Here is a 17,388-nt window from a genome sequence, read left to right on the forward strand (position 1 = left end):
AGGGGGGACAGTTTAATGCAGAGAATAGGTGTATTTGTCTGTCACTGCGGAACAAATATCGCTGCAACTGTCGATGTAAAGGCAGTCGCGGAAGCGCTTGGTCATGAACCCGGAGTTATCGTCTCTCAGGATTACCAGTATATGTGTTCCGAATCAGGTCAGAACCTTGTAAAAAACGCTATAAAAGAACATAACCTCACAGGCGTCGTGGTATGTTCATGTTCTCCGAGAATGCATGAAAATACATTCAGAAAAGCAGCAGCTTCAGCAGGTCTTAATCCTTATCTCGTAGAAATTGCCAATATCCGCGAACAGTGTTCATGGATCCACAAGGATATAGCAAGCGCTACGGAAAAGGCAATAATTCTCGGTAAGGCAGCAGTTGCAAAGGTGCATCTCAATGCTCCTCTTACAGCAGGCGAGAGCCCTGTTGTCAAAAGAGCCCTCGTTATCGGAGGCGGTATAGCAGGAATACAGACTGCCCTTGATATTGCCGAGGCAGGCTTTGATGTAGATATAGTTGAAAAGCAGCCAACGATCGGCGGTAAAATGGCTCAGATAGACAAGACCTTCCCGACTCTTGACTGTGCAGCCTGCATACTTACGCCTAAAATGGTAGAAGCTTCTCAGAACGAGCACATAACCATACATTCATACAGCGAAGTATCAGACGTAAAGGGCTTTGTTGGCAATTTTACGGTAACTATAAAGAAAAAGGCACGTTTTGTTGATGAAACAAAATGTACAGGCTGCGGATTATGTACCGAAAAATGTCCCATGAATAAAGTTCCAAACGAATTCAATATGGGATTTGACAACAGATCAGCAGTATATATCCCGTTTGCTCAGGCTGTACCAAAGGTCGCAACCATTGATCCGAACTACTGCATGATGCTGAAAACAGGTAAATGCGGAGTCTGCTCAAAGGTATGCTCTGTGGGAGCTATTGACTATAAGCAGGAAGATAAGCTTATAGAGCAGAAGTACGGCGCAATCGTCGTTGCTACGGGCTTCAATCCTATAAATCTTGATAAATATGACGAATTCGCATACAATCAGTGTCCTGACGTAGTAACGTCGCTTGAGCTTGAAAGACTCATGAATGCGGCAGGTCCTAACGGCGGAACGCTTCTTCGTCCTTCAGACAAAACGCATCCACACAAGATAGTATTCGTCCAGTGCGTAGGTTCAAGATGTGACGACAGCAAGGGAAAACCCTACTGCTCGAAGATATGCTGTATGTACACAGCCAAGCACGCTATGCTCATACGCGAAAAATATCCTGATACAGAGGTTTATGTATTCTACATAGACGTCCGTACTCCCGGAAAGAACTTTGACGAATTCTACCGCAGAGCAGTTGAACAGTACAATGTTCACTATATCAAGGGTATGGTCGGAAAGGTAACTCCGCGTTCAGACGGCAAGATAGACGTTCAGGCTTCCGACCTCCTTGCAAACGAACAGCTCCATATTGACGCTGATATGGTAGTTCTTGCAGCAGCTATCGAGCCTGACAAGACAGCCCGTCCGCTTGCAACAATGCTGACAACTCAGATGGATACAAATGATTTCTTCACGGAAGCTCATCCGAAGCTCCGTCCCGTCGAGAGCGCAACGGCCGGTATATTCCTTTCGGGTGCCTGTCAGGGTCCGAAGGATATCCCAGAAACAGTCGCTCAGGCAAGTGCGGCAGCTGCAAAGGCTATAGGACTCCTTGTAAAGAACAGTATCACCTGTAATCCCTGCGTTGCCCATTCAGACGAGCTCATGTGCAACGGCTGCTCCTCATGTGAAAAGGTTTGTCCTTACGGCGCTATCACATACATTGACAAGGAATTCAAAATGCCAGACAGAACTGTTGCAATACGAAGAGTTGCAAGCGTCAATCCTGCTGTATGTCAGGGCTGCGGTGCTTGTACAGTCGCTTGTCCTTCGGGAGCAATGGATCTGAACGGATTTTCAAACAGCCAGATCATAGCGGAGGTAGATGCAATATGCAAGTAAATGAAAATAAAGAGTTTCAGCCGCTGATCGTAGCTTTCTGCTGCAACTGGTGCTCCTATGCAGGAGCTGACCTCGCAGGCACAAACAGGCTGAACTATCCCGATAACATTAAGATAATCAGAGTCCCGTGCTCATGCAGAGTAAATCCTATGTTCATTCTCAGAGCTTTTCAGCGCGGAGCCGACGGAGTGATACTCTGCGGCTGCCACCCCGGAGACTGTCACTACACCTCGGGAAACTATTTTACAAGAAGAAGAATGACGCTTCTGTTCAGTATGCTGGATTTTCTCGGTATTGAACGTGATAGAACAAGAGTAGAATGGGTGTCCGCAGCTGAAGGAGCTAAATTTGCAGCTACCATGAACGAATTTACGGAAGCTGTAAAAAAACTCGGACCTAACCGCAGATTGGAGGATCTACGATGCAGGAAGCAATGATAAATAAAGCAAAACAGCTTTTGGCCGACGGCATCGTTGACCGTGTCATCGGCTGGAAGAGGGGAGAATTCGTTTACGATATCACTCCTGCGATATTTGAAACTGCCGAAGAGCTTGAAAAAGACTTTGTATATGACGATTTTACAGCGGCAAATGTTTCAAAATATCTTGTAAAAGAGAGCAAAAAGGAAGGAAAGATACTTGCTTTCCTCAAGCCCTGCGACACATACAGCTTCAATCAGCTCATAAAGGAGCACAGGGTTGTACGTGAAAATGTTTATATAGTGGGCATCCCCGGAGGTCCAAAGCTTGACGCTGAAAAGATAAAGGAAAAGGGGATAACAGGTATTCTAAGCGTAAAAAACGAAAACTACACATTAAAGATCGAAACTGTTTACGGCGAGGAGACAATGCCTTTCTATGAGGCAGTACTTGACAAGTGCGCTTCATGCAAGAGCAAAAAGCATATGATATATGACGAGCTTCTTGGTGAAGAAGGCGATGTACTCGACTCAAACCGCTTCGATATGGTAGAAAAGCTCGAGAACATGACCGCGCAGGAGCGTTATGACTTCTGGAGAGAGCAGCTTTCAAAGTGTATACGCTGCAATGCCTGCCGCAATGTCTGTCCTGCCTGCACCTGCGAAAAGTGCGTTTTCGATAATCCAGATTCGGGGATTGAAAACAAGGCTCCCGCAGACAGCTTTGAGGAGAATATGTTCCACATAATCCGCGCGTTCCACGTAGCGGGAAGATGTACGGACTGCGGCGAATGCTCAAGAGTATGCCCTCAGAATATACCGCTTCATCTTCTCAACCGCAAGTTCATTAAGGATATAAATACTTTTTACGGCGAATATCAGGCAGGAGAGGATACTACCTCCCGTGCTCCGCTGAATGAATATAAACAGAGCGACTGTGAAGCAAATATAGTTCATGAAAGGGGAGCAGAATAATGCTGAAGATATCACTTGACAAGCTTGATAAGCTTTTTGAAGCTGTCTCAGCTTCAAAGGCTCTCTATGTCCCCACTGACCGCGAAGACGGCGGCGCTGAATACAGAAAGTACGAAAGCGGCATGAAACTCAGCAGCGCTCTCAACACTGTAAGGAGCGCAAAGGATTTCTTCTTTCCTCAGACGGAAAACCTCGTTGACTTCAAAATGGACGGCAAAAGTATTGAAGTTATAGATGTCCGTGAAGAAGCAGAGGATTTTGTAATATTCGGTGTACGCGCCTGTGACGCAAGAAGCTTCACGATACTCGACAAGGTATTCCTTGCCGAACCCGTTGACAGCTATTATAAAAACCGCCGCGAACACGGAACTGTTGTAACTATGGCTTGTACACGTCCTGCCGAGACCTGCTTCTGCGGTACCTTCGGTATAGACGCAGCTTCTCCCGAGGGTGATGCCGCCTGCTACAGCGACGGTGAGAACTTATTCATAGAAGCTCACAACGAAAAGGGACAGAAGTTCATAGACTCTGTATCATCGCTTCTCGAAGAAGGCGATACTTCAAAGCTTGAAGAAACACGCAGCAAAACAAGAGAGATACTGAAAAAGCTTCCTCTTGCCGACCTTACAACTGACAGCTTCGGCGGAGACAAGCTGAATGAGTACTTCAACTCCGATAAATGGGGAGTGCTTTCGGAAAGCTGTCTCGGCTGCGGCACCTGCACCTTTGTTTGTCCTACCTGTCAGTGCTATGACATAAAGGATTTCAATACAGGTCACGGAATAAAGCGTTTCCGCTGCTGGGACTCATGTATGTACTCCGATTTCACCAAAATGGCACACGGAAATCCGAGACTTACTCAGCTTGAGCGCTTCCGTCAGAGATTCATGCACAAGCTTGTATATTTCCCCGCAAACAATAACGGAGAATTCGGCTGTGTAGGCTGCGGAAGATGTCTTTCAAAATGTCCCATATCCATGAATATCGTCAAGGTAATGAAAGCGCTGGAGGTAAAGTGATGAATAATGATACATTGATACCTTACATCGGAGTAGTTACCGATATAAGGCAGGATACTCCCGATGTCAAGACCTTCAGGGTAGTTTCTCCCGAAGGCGGCAAGGTTTTCGAGCATATGCCCGGACAGTGCGCAATGCTCTCTATCCCCGGAGTGGGAGAGGCAATGTTCTCAATAACATCTTCTCCTACAAATAAGGAGTTTATGGAGTTCAGCATAAAGAAATGCGGATGTCTTACGACATGGCTCCACGCTATGGATGTAGGTCAGCAGATAACGATACGCGGACCTTACGGCAACGCCTTTCCTGTTGAAACAGAGCTTAAAGGAAAGGATCTCCTCTTTATCGCAGGCGGTATCGGACTTGCTCCTCTTCGGTCGGTAATAAACTATGTCCGTGATAACCGTGCAAATTACGGCGATGTGCAGGTCATCTACGGCTCACGTTCAAAGGACGACCTTGTTGACTATCAGGAGATAATCGACGAGTGGATGGCTGATCCTAATATCGAAGTTGATCTCACTATAGACAATCCGCAGGATGGCTGGGATGGCCATGTAGGCTTTGTTCCGAATTATGTCAAGGAGCTAAATCCCTCTGTAAACAAGACAGTACTTGTCTGCGGACCGCCGATCATGATCAAGTTCACACTTGCAGGCCTAAAAGAACTTGGCTTTACCGAAACACAGGTCTACACAACTATGGAGCTTCGCATGAAATGCGGCGTCGGAAAATGCGGACGCTGCAATATCGGAAACAAATATGTATGCAAAGACGGTCCTGTTTTCCGCTTTGATCAGCTTGGCGAACTGCCTGACGAATATTAAGAAGGAGAAACTTGCATGGAAAATATGTTGAATGTTTACCTGTTCGGCAAGAAATATCAGGTGCCTGCAGGTCTTACGATAATGACAGCTATGGAGTACGCAGGCTATGAGCTTGTACGAGGCTGCGGATGCCGCAACGGATTCTGCGGAGCCTGTGCTACGATATACAGAATAAAAGGGGAGATAGAGCTTCACGGATGTCTTGCCTGTCAGACCGAGATACAGGAAGGAATGTACGTAGCAACTCTTCCTTTCTTCCCACTTGAAAAAAGAGTATACAACATCGAAGAAATAAAGCCGGACCAGCAGATAATGATGCAGCTTTATCCCGAGATATACAGCTGTATAGGCTGCAATGCCTGTACAAAGGCCTGTACTCAGGAACTCAATGTTATGCAGTATATTGCTTACGCACAGAGAGGCGAGTACGAGAAATGTGCTGAGGAGAGCTTTGACTGCGTAATGTGCGGAGTATGTTCATCACGCTGTCCCGCAGGTATTTCCCATCCTCAAGTAGCTATGCTTGCAAGACGTCTCAACGGTAAGTACATTGCTCCGGAATGCGGACATCTCTCGGACAGGGTAAAGGAAGTCAACGATGGTATCTTTGACAAGCAGATCGAGGAGCTCATGACAAAGGCTGTCAACAATATTGACGAGATAAAAGATATGTACAATCACCGCGAAATAGAGAAGTAAGGAGGGGAGAATATGTACAAAATCGAAAAACTCAATGAACTGGCAAAGATAGTTGCTGAAAAAAGAGCTGATAACGCCGCTCTCGAACCAAGAAGAATGACCGCTGAAGAGAAGGACGACCTTCTTGCACATTTTCACCCCGATTACAAGCAGGACGAATTCACTGTCCTCTCCGCAGGTGTAAACAAGGGTGATAAAGTTCCTACACAGCTTGCAGAGCTTCTTCAGGGAAAAAGCCGTATCAGCGCTGATGGCGTGGATCTTGCTTCTCCCGATTATGAAACAGATGTACTTATCATAGGCGGTGGCGGTGCAGGCGCTTCTGCTGCGATCGAAGCTGACGATGCAGGCGTAAAGGTAATGATCGTCACAAAGCTTCGTATAGGCGACGCCAATACAATGATGGCTGAGGGCGGTATACAGGCTGCTGACAAGCCTAACGATTCACCTGCCATACATTTCCTCGACGCTTTCGGAGGCGGACACTTCGCTGCAAAACCAGAGCTCGTAAAGAAACTGGTCACAAAAGCCCCCGAAGCTATACAGTGGCTCAATAAGCTCGGTGTTGAGTTCGATAAGGAACCCGACGGAACAATGGTAACAACTCACGGCGGCGGTACTTCACGCAAGAGAATGCACGCTGCAAAGGACTACTCAGGCGCGGAAATAATGAGAACTCTCCGTGACGAGGTCATCAACAGAGGTATACCTGTAGTTGATTTCACAGCCGCAGTGGAAATAATCCTCGACGAAAACGGTAAGGCATCAGGTGCTGTTCTTATGAATATGGAGACCAAAGAGCTCCTTGTAGCTAAGGCAAAGACAGTTATTATCGCAACAGGCGGTGCAGGACGTCTCCACTATCAGGGATTCCCGACTTCAAACCATTACGGTGCAACTGCTGACGGACTTATTCTCGGCTACAGAGTAGGCGCAAAGCTTCTTTACGCCGATACTTTACAGTATCACCCCACAGGTACAGGCTACCCCGAGCAGATATTCGGCGCTCTTGTTACCGAAAAGGTACGTTCGCTCGGTGCAAAGCTTGTAAATATAGACGGTGATGTATTCATGCACCCACTGGAGACACGCGATGTTACCGCAGCTTCTATCATACGTGAATGTACGGAACGCGGCAAGGGCGTAGAGACAAACCTCGGCAAGGCGCTGTGGCTCGATACTCCTATGATAGAGCTTATCCACGGCGAGGGAACCATCGAAAGGCGTATCCCCGCAATGATGAGAATGTTTGGCAAATATGGCATAGATATCCGCAAAGAGCCTATACTCGTATACCCGACACTCCACTATCAGAACGGCGGACTCGAGATATCTGATGACTGCTCAACAGGAGTAGAAAATCTCTATGCGGCAGGAGAAGTCGCAGGAGGTATCCACGGCAGAAACCGACTCATGGGAAACTCGCTCCTTGATGTTATCGTTTTCGGCAGGAACGCAGGTATCTATGCAGCTGCCAAGGCTAAGGAAACAGCAGTTCCCCAAAAGCTCACCCTTGCTCATATCGAGAAGTTCAACAAGGAGCTTGAAGCGGCAGGAGCTTCAAGCGGAACAGCTTCACCGATGCTGCTCCCGCACTATGCAAGAAAAAAATAAAAATATGGGACGCTTATCAGAGCGTCCCGAAATATGTTATAATAAAAGAAAGTTAAGTGATAAAAATGGATTTTTTTAACGGAATTCTTTCAATTCATGGTGTCGGCTTCCTTATGCTGTCGGTAATTGCGATAGCTGCTCTCGGATATGTACTTGGAAGAATTACTATCAAAGGCATATCTCTCGGAACAGCAGGAGTGTTCATTATGGCACTTATATACGGTTGTTTGTTCTATAAGGAACTGTCTGCCGAGATCAATACCGATTTTGTGAACAATGCTCTTAAGATAATAGACAATCTCGGACTTATACTCTTCGTTACAGCTGTAGGATTTATTGCAGGACCGAATTTCTTCGGTAACTTCAAAAAGAACTTCAAGTCTTATGTTCTCCTTGCCGTTATCATTATTTTCAGCGGCGGACTTGCTTGTGCAGGCTGTATTATGGTAGGAAAGAACTTTACCGACCTTTCAAGTGAAGAATTCACAGCAATGCTCGCAGGAATCCTCTCGGGAGCACTCACAAGCACTCCCGGTTTCTCGGCTGCCAAGGACGCAGTAGGAACAGATCATTTGCAGAGCATCGTATCCGTAGGATACGCAATAGCCTATATCTTTGGTGTTATCGGAGTTGTTCTCTTTGTTCAGATAATCCCCAAGCTCACAAAAGCAAATATGGAAAAAGAAAGAGAGCTTCTTATCCCTGCATCCAAGAACGCAGCAAAAGAAAAGAAAATGTTCAAATTCATAGAAATGGACAGCTTCGGCATCATGCCTTTTTCTCTTGCAGCTTTCTTTGGAATTATAATAGGTTCATTCAAATTCGGCAATTTCTCACTTTCCACAACAGGAGGCTGTCTGCTTGTTTCGCTTATATTCGGACACTTCGGACACTTCGGAAAGTTCTCTGTTACGCCTAAGGATTCAACTCTTAAGGTCTTCCGTGAGCTTGGTCTCATGTTCTTCCTTATAGGTGCAGGCGTTTCGGGCGGAGCTAAATTTGTACAGTACTTTGACGCCGTATACTTTGTGTACGGAATAATAATGACTATCTTACCTATGATAATCGGATTCCTCTTTGCAAAATATGTACTGAAGCTCAGCCTTCTCAACAACCTCGGCTCTATAACAGGCGGTATGACATCTACCCCTGCGCTTGGTACTCTTATAAGCACGGCAGGAACGGAAAATGTTGCCTCAGCATATGCCGCTACATATCCTGTAGCACTTATCTCTGTAGTCCTTGTAGAGCAATTCCTGATTATATTATTCAAGTAAGCATGAAAAAGCGCTTCCTTTCGGAAGCGCTTTTATCATTTAACACCGTATTGTTCTCTGTATTCAAGCATTTTGTCAAGATATTCCTTACCAGGAACGATCTCTTTCTTTATAGCATCAATAATATCTTCCATAGTAACGATAGGATAAACTATAACGCCGAAGTCGCGCTTTACCTCCTGTACAGCCGAAAGCTCTCCGGTACCTTTTTCCATACGGTCTACTGTTATGACCATACCCGTAACATTTACGTCGGCAGCAGTCATAAGCTTAGGCATAGACTCACGAAGAGCCTTTCCCGATGTCATAACATCATCTATAATAACAACCCTTTCACCGTCCCTGAGCTCCTTGCCGACAAACATACCGCCCTCGCCGTGATCCTTGGCTTCCTTTCTGTCAAAACAATATGATACATCTATACCGTACTTATTGCTGAGTGCAACAACAGCAGATACAGCCAGTGGTATGCCTTTATAAGCAGGTCCGAAGAGAGTATCAACAGGGATATCGTTTGCCTTGATGCATTCAGCATAGTATTCGCCGAGCTTTGCAAGCTGAGCACCTGTTTGGTAATTTCCGCAGTTTATAAAATACGGAGCTTTTCTGCCGCTCTTCAATGTAAACTCACCGAAGGTAAGAACACCGCAATCGACCATGAATTTAATAAAGCTTTCCTTGTAATTCATAAAAATGACCTCCATTATGTATATTTCCTGCAAAGCAGGCACAAAAATCATATTGCTTCAAATATATGACCGCAGAAAGGACATCTCGGATAATCCACATCTATCTCCGCACCGCATTCAACGCATTTCTTTTTGGGAAGAATGTCTATGCTCTCATCAATATCTTTGTTGAACTCACCGGCAAAGCCTGTGGGATGAGTAACAGGAAACACACCTATAAGCATACCGCATTCGGTGCAGTAATACCCAAGCGTTTTATCTGACGGAACCTCACATATCATAGTATCATTCTCATAGAAGGTAGACACGGGATACACCAGTGTTGAATGCTTTGACGGTATACCGCGCTGTTCAATTCTGAATACGCCTTTTATCATAGGCTTGCCGCAATGTAACACAGTTCATCCCTCCTAAACCGATTATAGTATTATTATAGTCCTTTTTTTTATAAAATTCAAGTACATATCGAAATAAAAAAATAAATGAAATCTATTGCAAATATGGTCAAAATGGGGTATAATATTAATACATGACACATTTCGGTAAGCCGTTCACCGTAATTCGGCAGCTCTTCACGAGTCGGGAGAAAATATGGCAAAAAAGAAAAGTATAACAAGGATCTCTGATAAAAAAAGAGGCAGACCAAAGGTCAGATTCAGCATATGGGGGATGATCCTTATTTTTATGCTCTCATTTGCAGCCTGCTTCATCGTATATATGGTCGCTGCAAACATCAATGAAAACTTCTGGGAAGATAATTTTGACAAGGTTGTCGTTGAAGAAAGTTCTGATAAAGCCGCCGATGACAATACTCCTGTCGAAAGTAACGAATCGCAGAACGATAATACACAAAATAAGATATCCAATCCCATACAGCAGTCTAAAGCAAAAGACAGTTCATATCTTGATACCTGCTGTCTCGTTACAGACTCAACACTTCTCGGTATTGAGGATCATACCGAACTGAAAGACGTAATAGGAAGTGATGCTCTTAACGCTGCAGGCTGTAATACAGTTACAATAGATACATCTTACGGAAACAAAACTGCATATGAGATACTTCAGGCAAAAAAGCCCGAAAAAATATATATCATGCTCGGAAGTGACATAGGTACATCTTCTGTTGATGATATGATCTCCAATTATACCGAATTCGTAAAAAACGTCAGGGGATACCTGACATCTGCTGATATCTATATACTTCAGCTTCCGCCTGTACCTGAGAGCAATGAAAAAATAAGCAACAGCCTTATCAATGAGTTCAATACCAAGCTTCTTACTATAGCCAATATGACAGGAGTTTACTGTCTTGATACAAATACAGCTTTAAAGAGTGTTGACGGATCCATCTCAGAAGAATTTACCGACTCCGAAACAGGTGCTCTGACTGAAAAAGCCTTCAAAAAGATAGCAGATTACATACTTTGTCACACTGTATAATTTTTTGCTTCAACACTATATATAGTGTTGAAGCTTTTACATTTAGTAGACGGCTTTTAAACGCCCAAATATCGCCAAAACAGCTTTTTATAAATGATTTATGCATATTTATCACAATTATTTTTGCATTTTTATCCGCCGTATTGTGCATACCCTACATTGACATATCAAAAATAATTATATATAATATTATAAGAGCATTAGAAAGACAGACACTATATATTGTGTTTGGAGGTATGGTATAGAAATGATAATACACATTATTAAAAGAGACGGACGAAAAGTTCCTTTTAATATAGAAAAGATCGCAAATGCTATATTTAAAGCTGCACAAGCGAGAGGCGGTACGGATTTCAATGTTGCTATGGACGCAGCCGTTGAAGTTTGCCGTCTTTATGAGGAACAGAACCCGGGTAAAACTCCAACTGTTGAAGAGATTCAGGATCTCGTTGAAAAAGTTCTCATTGAAAAAGGTCACGCTAAAACAGCAAAGGCTTATATTCTCTATCGTTACGAGCGCACACGCTCACGCGAGATGAAAACCAATCTGATGTGCGTCCTCAATGAGCTTACCTTCAGTCCTGCCAAAGACAGTGATATAAAGCGCGAAAATGCCAACATCGACGGCGATACCGCTATGGGTACAATGCTCAAATACGGTTCTGTATCCGCTAAAGAATACTATGAAATGTACGTCCTTGAGCCTGCACACGCAAAAGCTCACCGTGAGGGCGATATTCATATACATGATCTCGACTTCTACACACTTACAACCACCTGCACCCAGATCGATCTGAAGAAGCTGTTTACAAACGGCTTCTCCACGGGACACGGCTTCTTAAGAGAGCCTAACGATATAGCAAGCTATTCAGCCCTTGCCTGTATCGCTATACAGTCCAATCAGAACGATCAGCACGGCGGTCAGAGTATCCCTACTTTTGACTATGCCATGGCAGAAGGCGTAAAAAAGACATATGCTGCAAGATACAGACAGAATGTTGCAAGAGCATTGTCTCTTTTAGGCGGAGTTGACAGCGAATTCGAGATAGTTGACGAAATAAAGAAGGAATTATCCGAAAAATATGAGCTCAAACCTATTCTTGCAAACGATAACGGCTACAAGGAAAAGGAAATGGAGCTGCTGCTGAAATATACCGATAAGGACACTGCTGAGAAAATTCAGGCTTTCGCAACAAGAAATGCTGAAAAGGAAACAGACAGAGCAACTTATCAGGCTATGGAAGCGCTTATCCATAACCTTAACACCATGAACAGCCGTGCGGGCGCACAGACTCCGTTCAGCTCAATAAATTACGGTACAGATACATCTCCCGAGGGAAGGATGGTCATCAAAAATGTTCTTCTTGCTCAGGAAGCAGGTCTCGGCAACGGCGAGACACCTATATTCCCGATACACATATTCAAGATCAAGGAGGGTATAAACTACAACCCTACCGATCCTAACTATGATCTTTTCAAGCTTGCCTGCAGAGTATCTGCAAAGAGGCTTTTCCCGAACTTCTCATTCATTGACGCTCCTTACAATCTCCAGTATTACAAGGAGGGCAATCCTGATACAGAGATAGCATATATGGGATGTCGTACACGTGTTATCGGCAACAACTACGATCCGTCAAGAGAGATAGTCACAGGAAGAGGAAACCTCAGCTTTACTTCTATAAATCTTCCGCGGCTTGCTATAAAAGCCGATCATAATGTCGGTCTTTTCTTCGATATGCTTGAAGAAAAAATGGAGCTCGTTATAGATCAGCTCATGCATCGTTTCAATATCCAGGCTCAGAAAAGGGTAAGAAATTATCCATTCCTTATGGGACAGGGAATATGGATAGATTCCGACAAGCTTGGTCCCGATGATACAGTGGGTGAGGTACTGAAACACGGTACGCTTTCTGTAGGATTTATCGGACTTGCCGAAACTCTTAAAGCTCTTATCGGAGCACATCACGGTGAAAGTGAAGAAGCCCGCGAACTCGGTCTTGAGATTATTTCATCAATGAGGAAAAGACTTGATGAAGAATCAAAGCGTACAGGTCTTAATTTCTCGCTTCTTGCAACTCCTGCCGAAGGTCTTTCGGGACGTTTTGTACGTATGGATGCAAAGAAATACGGCATTATCGAAGGTGTTACCGACAGAGACTATTATACCAATTCATTCCATGTACCTGTTTATTATCCTATCAGTGCATTCGAGAAGATCAAGATAGAAGCTCCTTACCACGAGCTCACAAATGCAGGTCATATCAGCTATATCGAGCTTGACGGCGATCCCCTCGAAAACCTCAGCGCATTTGAGAAGATAGTACGCTGCATGAAGGAATCAGGCATCGGCTACGGAGCTATAAACCATCCTGTTGACCGTGATCCATGCTGCGGATATACAGGTATCATAGGTGAAACTTGTCCTTGCTGCGGCAGAAAGGAACATTCGGACAATGTTGCCTTTGACAGAATAAGACGTATCACAGGATATCTTGTGGGAACACTTGACCGTTTCAACAACGGAAAACGCGCGGAAGAGCATGACCGCGTAAAGCACGATGTATAAGGTGATATAATGAAACTAAGAATTGCCGGAACTGTCAACGATTCTATCGTTGACGGTCCTGGTATAAGATTTACAGTATTTGTCCAGGGGTGTCCTCATAACTGCAGGGGATGCCACAATCCGCAGACTCATGATTTCAATGGCGGTACAATTACAGATACAGAGGAACTGCTTGAAAAAATAAAGAGCAATCCGCTGCTGGACGGCGTGACATTCAGCGGCGGAGAGCCTTTTTGTCAGGCAGGAGCTCTCGCTTCACTGGGGAAGGAGATCAAAAAGCTCGGGCTTAATATTGTAACGTATACGGGCTATACGTTTGAACAGCTCTACAGTTCCCGTGAACAAAACAACTGGAACGACCTGCTGAAAGTCACCGATGTCCTTATTGACGGACCATTTATCCTTGAACAGAAGGATTGGGAAATAAAGTTCCGCGGAAGCTCAAATCAGAGGTATATCGACTGTCAGAAAAGCCTTGAACAAGGCATTGCAGTCGAAACAGAACCATAACCGCAAAAAGCAGACCATTTGGTCTGCTTTTTCTTATAAACAAACAGGGCAGCCATAAGGCTGCCCATTATTATCAGTTATTTGCTCCGGTCTTTTTAGCTTCGATCTCAGCAAGAGCATCTTTGCGTGAAAGATTTATCCTGCCCTGACGGTCGATCTCTGTAACCTTTACAACAATCTCGTCACCGATAGAAACAACATCCTCGACCTTTTCAACTCTCTGCTTGTCCAGCTTGGAGATATGAACAAGTCCGTCCTTACCGGGAGCGATCTCAACAAATGCGCCGAAGTCCATGATCCTTACAACTTTGCCCTTATAGATAGCGCCAACCTCAGGATCATTAGCGATAGTATTGATGATCTGGAGAGCCTTGTTTGCATTGTCTCCGTCAACGCCGCTGATAAATACATTTCCGTCGTCGCTGATATCGATCTTAACGTCGCAGTCAGCCGAGATCTTCTGTATCACCTTACCGCCCTGACCGATAACTTCGCGTATCTTGTCAACAGGTATCTTTGTCTGGAGCATCTTAGGAGCATACTTATTGACTGTAGGTCTGCTCTCGGGGATAGCCTTGAGCATGATCTCGTCAAGAATATAGATACGAGCCTTTCTTGTTTTCTCAAAAGCCTGCTTGATGATAGCAGGAGTAAGACCGTCTACCTTGATATCTACCTGTATAGCAGTGATACCCTTATGAGTACCGCCAACCTTGAAGTCCATATCGCCGAAGAAGTCCTCAAGTCCCTGAATATCCACCATTGTCATGAAATCATCACTGTCGGGAAGAGTGATAAGTCCGCAGGAGATACCTGCAACAGGAGCCTTGATCGGAACACCTGCATCCATAAGAGCAAGAGTTGAACCGCAGATAGAGCCCTGTGATGTCGAACCGTTTGAAGAAAGCACTTCGGAAACAAGTCTGAGAGCATACGGGAAGTCCTCAACCGAAGGGATAACAGGAGCAAGAGCTCTTTCAGCAAGAGCACCATGACCTATCTCACGGCGTCCGGGACCTCTGCTCGGCTTTGTTTCGCCAACAGAATAGCTTGGGAAATTGTACTGGTGCATATATCTCTTTGAGTCCTCTTCGTCAAGACCGTCGATCTTCTGACAGTCACTTACAGGACCAAGTGTACATACTGTAAGTACCTGTGTCTGACCTCTTGTAAAGAGACCCGAACCATGAACGCGGGGGAGTATGCCAACCTCGGCTGCAAGAGGACGGATCTCGTCGATTCCGCGGCCGTCAACACGCTTGCCTTCGTACAGCCATGCACGAACGATCTTCTTCTGAAGCTTGTAGATGCACTCGTCGATCATGGGGATCTGCTCGGGATACTTCTCGTCAAAGTTAGCATGGATATCATCTACGATAGGAGCAAGTCTCTCATCACGTACATTCTTATCGTTTGTGTCGAGAGCAACCTTTACGCGATCCGAAGCGAATGCTTCGATGGCGTCAAACATATCGTGATCAACTTCCATTGACTCAAATGTAAACTTTGGCTTACCGATCTGAGCACGGATATCATTGATGAATGCGACCATCTTCTTGATCTCTTCATGACCCTTGAGAATAGCATCAAGCATAGTATCCTCGGGGACCTCGTTAGCGCCTGCCTCGATCATAACGATCTTTTCAGCAGTACCTGCAACTGTAAGATTAAGATCAGTCTTAGCTCTCTGTTCAAGAGTAGGATTAAGAACGATCTCGCCGTCAACAAGGCCGACATTGATACCTGCGATAGGTCCGTTCCACGGGATATCCGATATCGAGATAGCTACCGAAGTTGCGATCATACCTGCAATTTCAGGTGAATTATCAGGCTCTACAGCCAGTACTGTCATTACAACAGAAACATCGTTTCTCATATCCTTGGGGAAGAGGGGACGGATAGGTCTGTCAACGCAGCGTGATGTAAGTATGGCCTTCTCGGAAGGCTTGCCCTCACGCTTTGTAAATGAACCGGGGATTCTGCCTACAGAGTAAAGTCTTTCCTCGTAGTCAACGGAAAGAGGGAAGAAATCGATACCCTCTCTTGGCTTTGCGCTTGCTGTTACGTTTGCCATTACGACAGTTTCGCCGTATCTTACCCAGCATGAACCATTGGAAAGTCCGCAGGTCTTGCCTGTTTCAACGATGAGCGGTCTGCCAGCATAAGTCGTTTCAAAAGTTCTGTAGTTTTCAAACATCTGATTTGCCTCCATTTTATTATATTTCAGAGGAGAGCTTTTAGAAGTTAGAGGTAAAAACCGGAAAAGCCTGCCGGCTCTTGCCTCTGACTTCTAATCCCTGCACTCTGATAGACGTAAAGGCAGAAGGGTACAGCACCCCACTGCCTTTATAAACAAGATTACTTACGGAGACCGAGCTTTTCTACGATAGCACGGTATCTGTTGATATCCTTCTTCTTGAGATATGCAAGAAGGTTACGTCTGTGACCGACCATCTTAAGAAGACCTCTTCTTGAGTGGTGATCGTTCTTGTGGCTCTTGAGGTGTTCTGTAAGGTCGTTGATTCTTCTTGTAAGAATAGCGATCTGAACCTCAGGTGAACCTGTGTCGTTTTCATGTGTTCTGTTAGCCTCAATAACGGCTGTCTTTTCATCCTTCAATAACATTTGAAGCACCTCTTAAATATAAAATATTCCGTCAACTCAGTGGGGGGTGAAAATCGAGGTCAAGCCCCGAACCAAGTACACGGTGATAATATTATACCATATTATTATATATTTGTAAAGCCTTTTTTTCATTTTTTGCGAATTTTTCTTGTATTTTTGTTTATATCACACTCAGGCCACACGCTTTCAGCGGGTGTATATATCGTTTTATTAAAGAATATAGTTGACTATTCCTTTATAATGTGTTAAAATATATGTAGTGAGTTCTAACGGATTAACGGATTGGAGGATCAACCATGAAAAAAAATGCTTTTGAATACGTATGGACAGATAAAAAACGTTCAATTTTCGGACTGCCTCTTACTTTTACACGTTATTATCTTACGGAAACAAAATTCATAACACGTACAGGCTTCCTCAGTATTGACGAGGATGAGATCGATCTTTACAAGATCACTGATAAAAAGGTCAAATATCCGTTCTTTCAGCGCCTTTTCAACTGCGGGACCATAATAATATACAGTCGTGATGCGGATACCCCTTCCAAGGAAGTTCACTGCGTAAAAAATGTAAGGAAGGTCTCTGAACTGATAGACAAATATCTGAATATCATGCGCGACAGATACGGAATAAGAGGAAGAGATATGATGGGCTTCCATTCAGGTCACGATCACTTCGACGATTACGACGATACGCACGACGGTGACGGAGATTTTTAATTT

The 17,388-nt window shown here is 44.6% G+C and carries 16 protein-coding genes; 12 read left to right on the forward strand and 4 right to left on the reverse strand.

The window, feature by feature from the left end; translation table 11 throughout:
• The first annotated feature begins 15 nt into the window (after positions 1 to 15).
• The 8 genes from Q0R37_RS01310 (at position 16) to Q0R37_RS01345 (ending at position 8,836) form a co-directional block, all read left to right on the forward strand.
• The gene (locus Q0R37_RS01310; protein ID WP_294750292.1) at positions 16 to 2,007 is read left to right on the forward strand and encodes a CoB--CoM heterodisulfide reductase iron-sulfur subunit A family protein; all 1,992 of its coding nucleotides are present in this window, start codon (positions 16 to 18) and stop codon (positions 2,005 to 2,007) included.
• A complete protein-coding gene (locus Q0R37_RS01315; RefSeq protein WP_294750294.1) occupies positions 1,998 to 2,444 on the forward strand; it encodes a hydrogenase iron-sulfur subunit in 447 nt (148 codons plus the stop codon). The genes Q0R37_RS01310 and Q0R37_RS01315 overlap by 10 nt, the downstream gene beginning before the upstream one ends.
• Positions 2,429 to 3,400: a 4Fe-4S dicluster domain-containing protein gene (locus tag Q0R37_RS01320; protein ID WP_294750296.1), complete on the forward strand. Its 972-nt coding sequence runs from the start codon at positions 2,429 to 2,431 to the stop codon at positions 3,398 to 3,400. The genes Q0R37_RS01315 and Q0R37_RS01320 overlap by 16 nt, the downstream gene beginning before the upstream one ends.
• Complete coding sequence (locus Q0R37_RS01325) at positions 3,400 to 4,419, forward strand: 4Fe-4S dicluster domain-containing protein (protein WP_294750297.1); 1,020 nt, start codon at positions 3,400 to 3,402, stop codon at positions 4,417 to 4,419. The genes Q0R37_RS01320 and Q0R37_RS01325 overlap by 1 nt, the downstream gene beginning before the upstream one ends.
• Positions 4,419 to 5,246 carry an FAD/NAD(P)-binding protein gene (locus Q0R37_RS01330; protein ID WP_294750299.1) on the forward strand — a complete coding sequence of 276 codons (828 nt, stop codon included), beginning with the start codon at positions 4,419 to 4,421 and terminating at the stop codon, positions 5,244 to 5,246. The genes Q0R37_RS01325 and Q0R37_RS01330 overlap by 1 nt, the downstream gene beginning before the upstream one ends.
• 15 nt (positions 5,247 to 5,261) lie before the next feature.
• The gene (locus Q0R37_RS01335; protein ID WP_294750301.1) at positions 5,262 to 5,945 is read left to right on the forward strand and encodes a 4Fe-4S dicluster domain-containing protein; all 684 of its coding nucleotides are present in this window, start codon (positions 5,262 to 5,264) and stop codon (positions 5,943 to 5,945) included.
• Positions 5,946 to 5,957: 12 nt separating this feature from the next.
• Positions 5,958 to 7,559 carry an FAD-dependent oxidoreductase gene (locus tag Q0R37_RS01340; protein WP_294750303.1) on the forward strand — a complete coding sequence of 534 codons (1,602 nt, stop codon included), beginning with the start codon at positions 5,958 to 5,960 and terminating at the stop codon, positions 7,557 to 7,559.
• 65 nt (positions 7,560 to 7,624) lie between these two features.
• Complete coding sequence (locus tag Q0R37_RS01345; protein ID WP_294750305.1) at positions 7,625 to 8,836, forward strand: permease; 1,212 nt, start codon at positions 7,625 to 7,627, stop codon at positions 8,834 to 8,836.
• Between the two features lie 35 nt (positions 8,837 to 8,871).
• Here Q0R37_RS01345 and pyrE read toward each other — a convergent pair whose 3' ends face one another.
• The gene (gene pyrE, locus Q0R37_RS01350) at positions 8,872 to 9,525 is read right to left on the reverse strand and encodes an orotate phosphoribosyltransferase (protein ID WP_294750307.1); all 654 of its coding nucleotides are present in this window, start codon (positions 9,523 to 9,525) and stop codon (positions 8,872 to 8,874) included.
• A gap of 47 nt (positions 9,526 to 9,572) precedes the next feature.
• Positions 9,573 to 9,923 (reverse strand): zinc ribbon domain-containing protein, encoded by a 351-nt coding sequence (locus tag Q0R37_RS01355; protein WP_294750309.1) that lies wholly within the window; start codon positions 9,921 to 9,923, stop codon positions 9,573 to 9,575.
• A gap of 193 nt (positions 9,924 to 10,116) precedes the next feature.
• On the opposite strand from Q0R37_RS01355, the gene Q0R37_RS01360 reads away from it, so the two are divergent.
• The 3 genes from Q0R37_RS01360 to nrdG all read left to right on the forward strand — a co-directional run bounded on the left by Q0R37_RS01360 (position 10,117) and on the right by nrdG (position 14,041).
• On the forward strand, positions 10,117 to 10,965 hold the full coding sequence (locus Q0R37_RS01360; protein WP_294750311.1) for a hypothetical protein: 849 nt from the start codon (positions 10,117 to 10,119) through the stop codon (positions 10,963 to 10,965).
• 247 nt (positions 10,966 to 11,212) lie between these two features.
• Positions 11,213 to 13,531: an anaerobic ribonucleoside triphosphate reductase gene (locus Q0R37_RS01365; RefSeq protein WP_294750313.1), complete on the forward strand. Its 2,319-nt coding sequence runs from the start codon at positions 11,213 to 11,215 to the stop codon at positions 13,529 to 13,531.
• 9 nt (positions 13,532 to 13,540) lie between these two features.
• Positions 13,541 to 14,041 (forward strand): anaerobic ribonucleoside-triphosphate reductase activating protein, encoded by a 501-nt coding sequence (gene nrdG / locus Q0R37_RS01370; protein WP_294750315.1) that lies wholly within the window; start codon positions 13,541 to 13,543, stop codon positions 14,039 to 14,041.
• Between the two features lie 73 nt (positions 14,042 to 14,114).
• Here nrdG and Q0R37_RS01375 read toward each other — a convergent pair whose 3' ends face one another.
• Positions 14,115 to 16,238, reverse strand: a complete 2,124-nt coding sequence (locus Q0R37_RS01375) for a polyribonucleotide nucleotidyltransferase (RefSeq protein ID WP_294750317.1) — start codon at positions 16,236 to 16,238, stop codon at positions 14,115 to 14,117.
• Between the two features lie 161 nt (positions 16,239 to 16,399).
• A complete protein-coding gene (rpsO, locus tag Q0R37_RS01380) occupies positions 16,400 to 16,666 on the reverse strand; it encodes a 30S ribosomal protein S15 (RefSeq protein ID WP_294750319.1) in 267 nt (88 codons plus the stop codon).
• Positions 16,667 to 16,962: 296 nt separating this feature from the next.
• Here rpsO and Q0R37_RS01385 point away from each other — a divergent pair, with 296 nt between their 5' ends.
• Positions 16,963 to 17,385, forward strand: a complete 423-nt coding sequence (locus Q0R37_RS01385; RefSeq protein ID WP_294750320.1) for a PH domain-containing protein — start codon at positions 16,963 to 16,965, stop codon at positions 17,383 to 17,385.
• The last annotated feature ends 3 nt before the right edge of the window (positions 17,386 to 17,388 follow it).

Source organism: uncultured Ruminococcus sp. (assembly GCF_946415235.1).
GTDB lineage: Bacteria > Bacillota > Clostridia > Oscillospirales > Ruminococcaceae > Ruminococcus.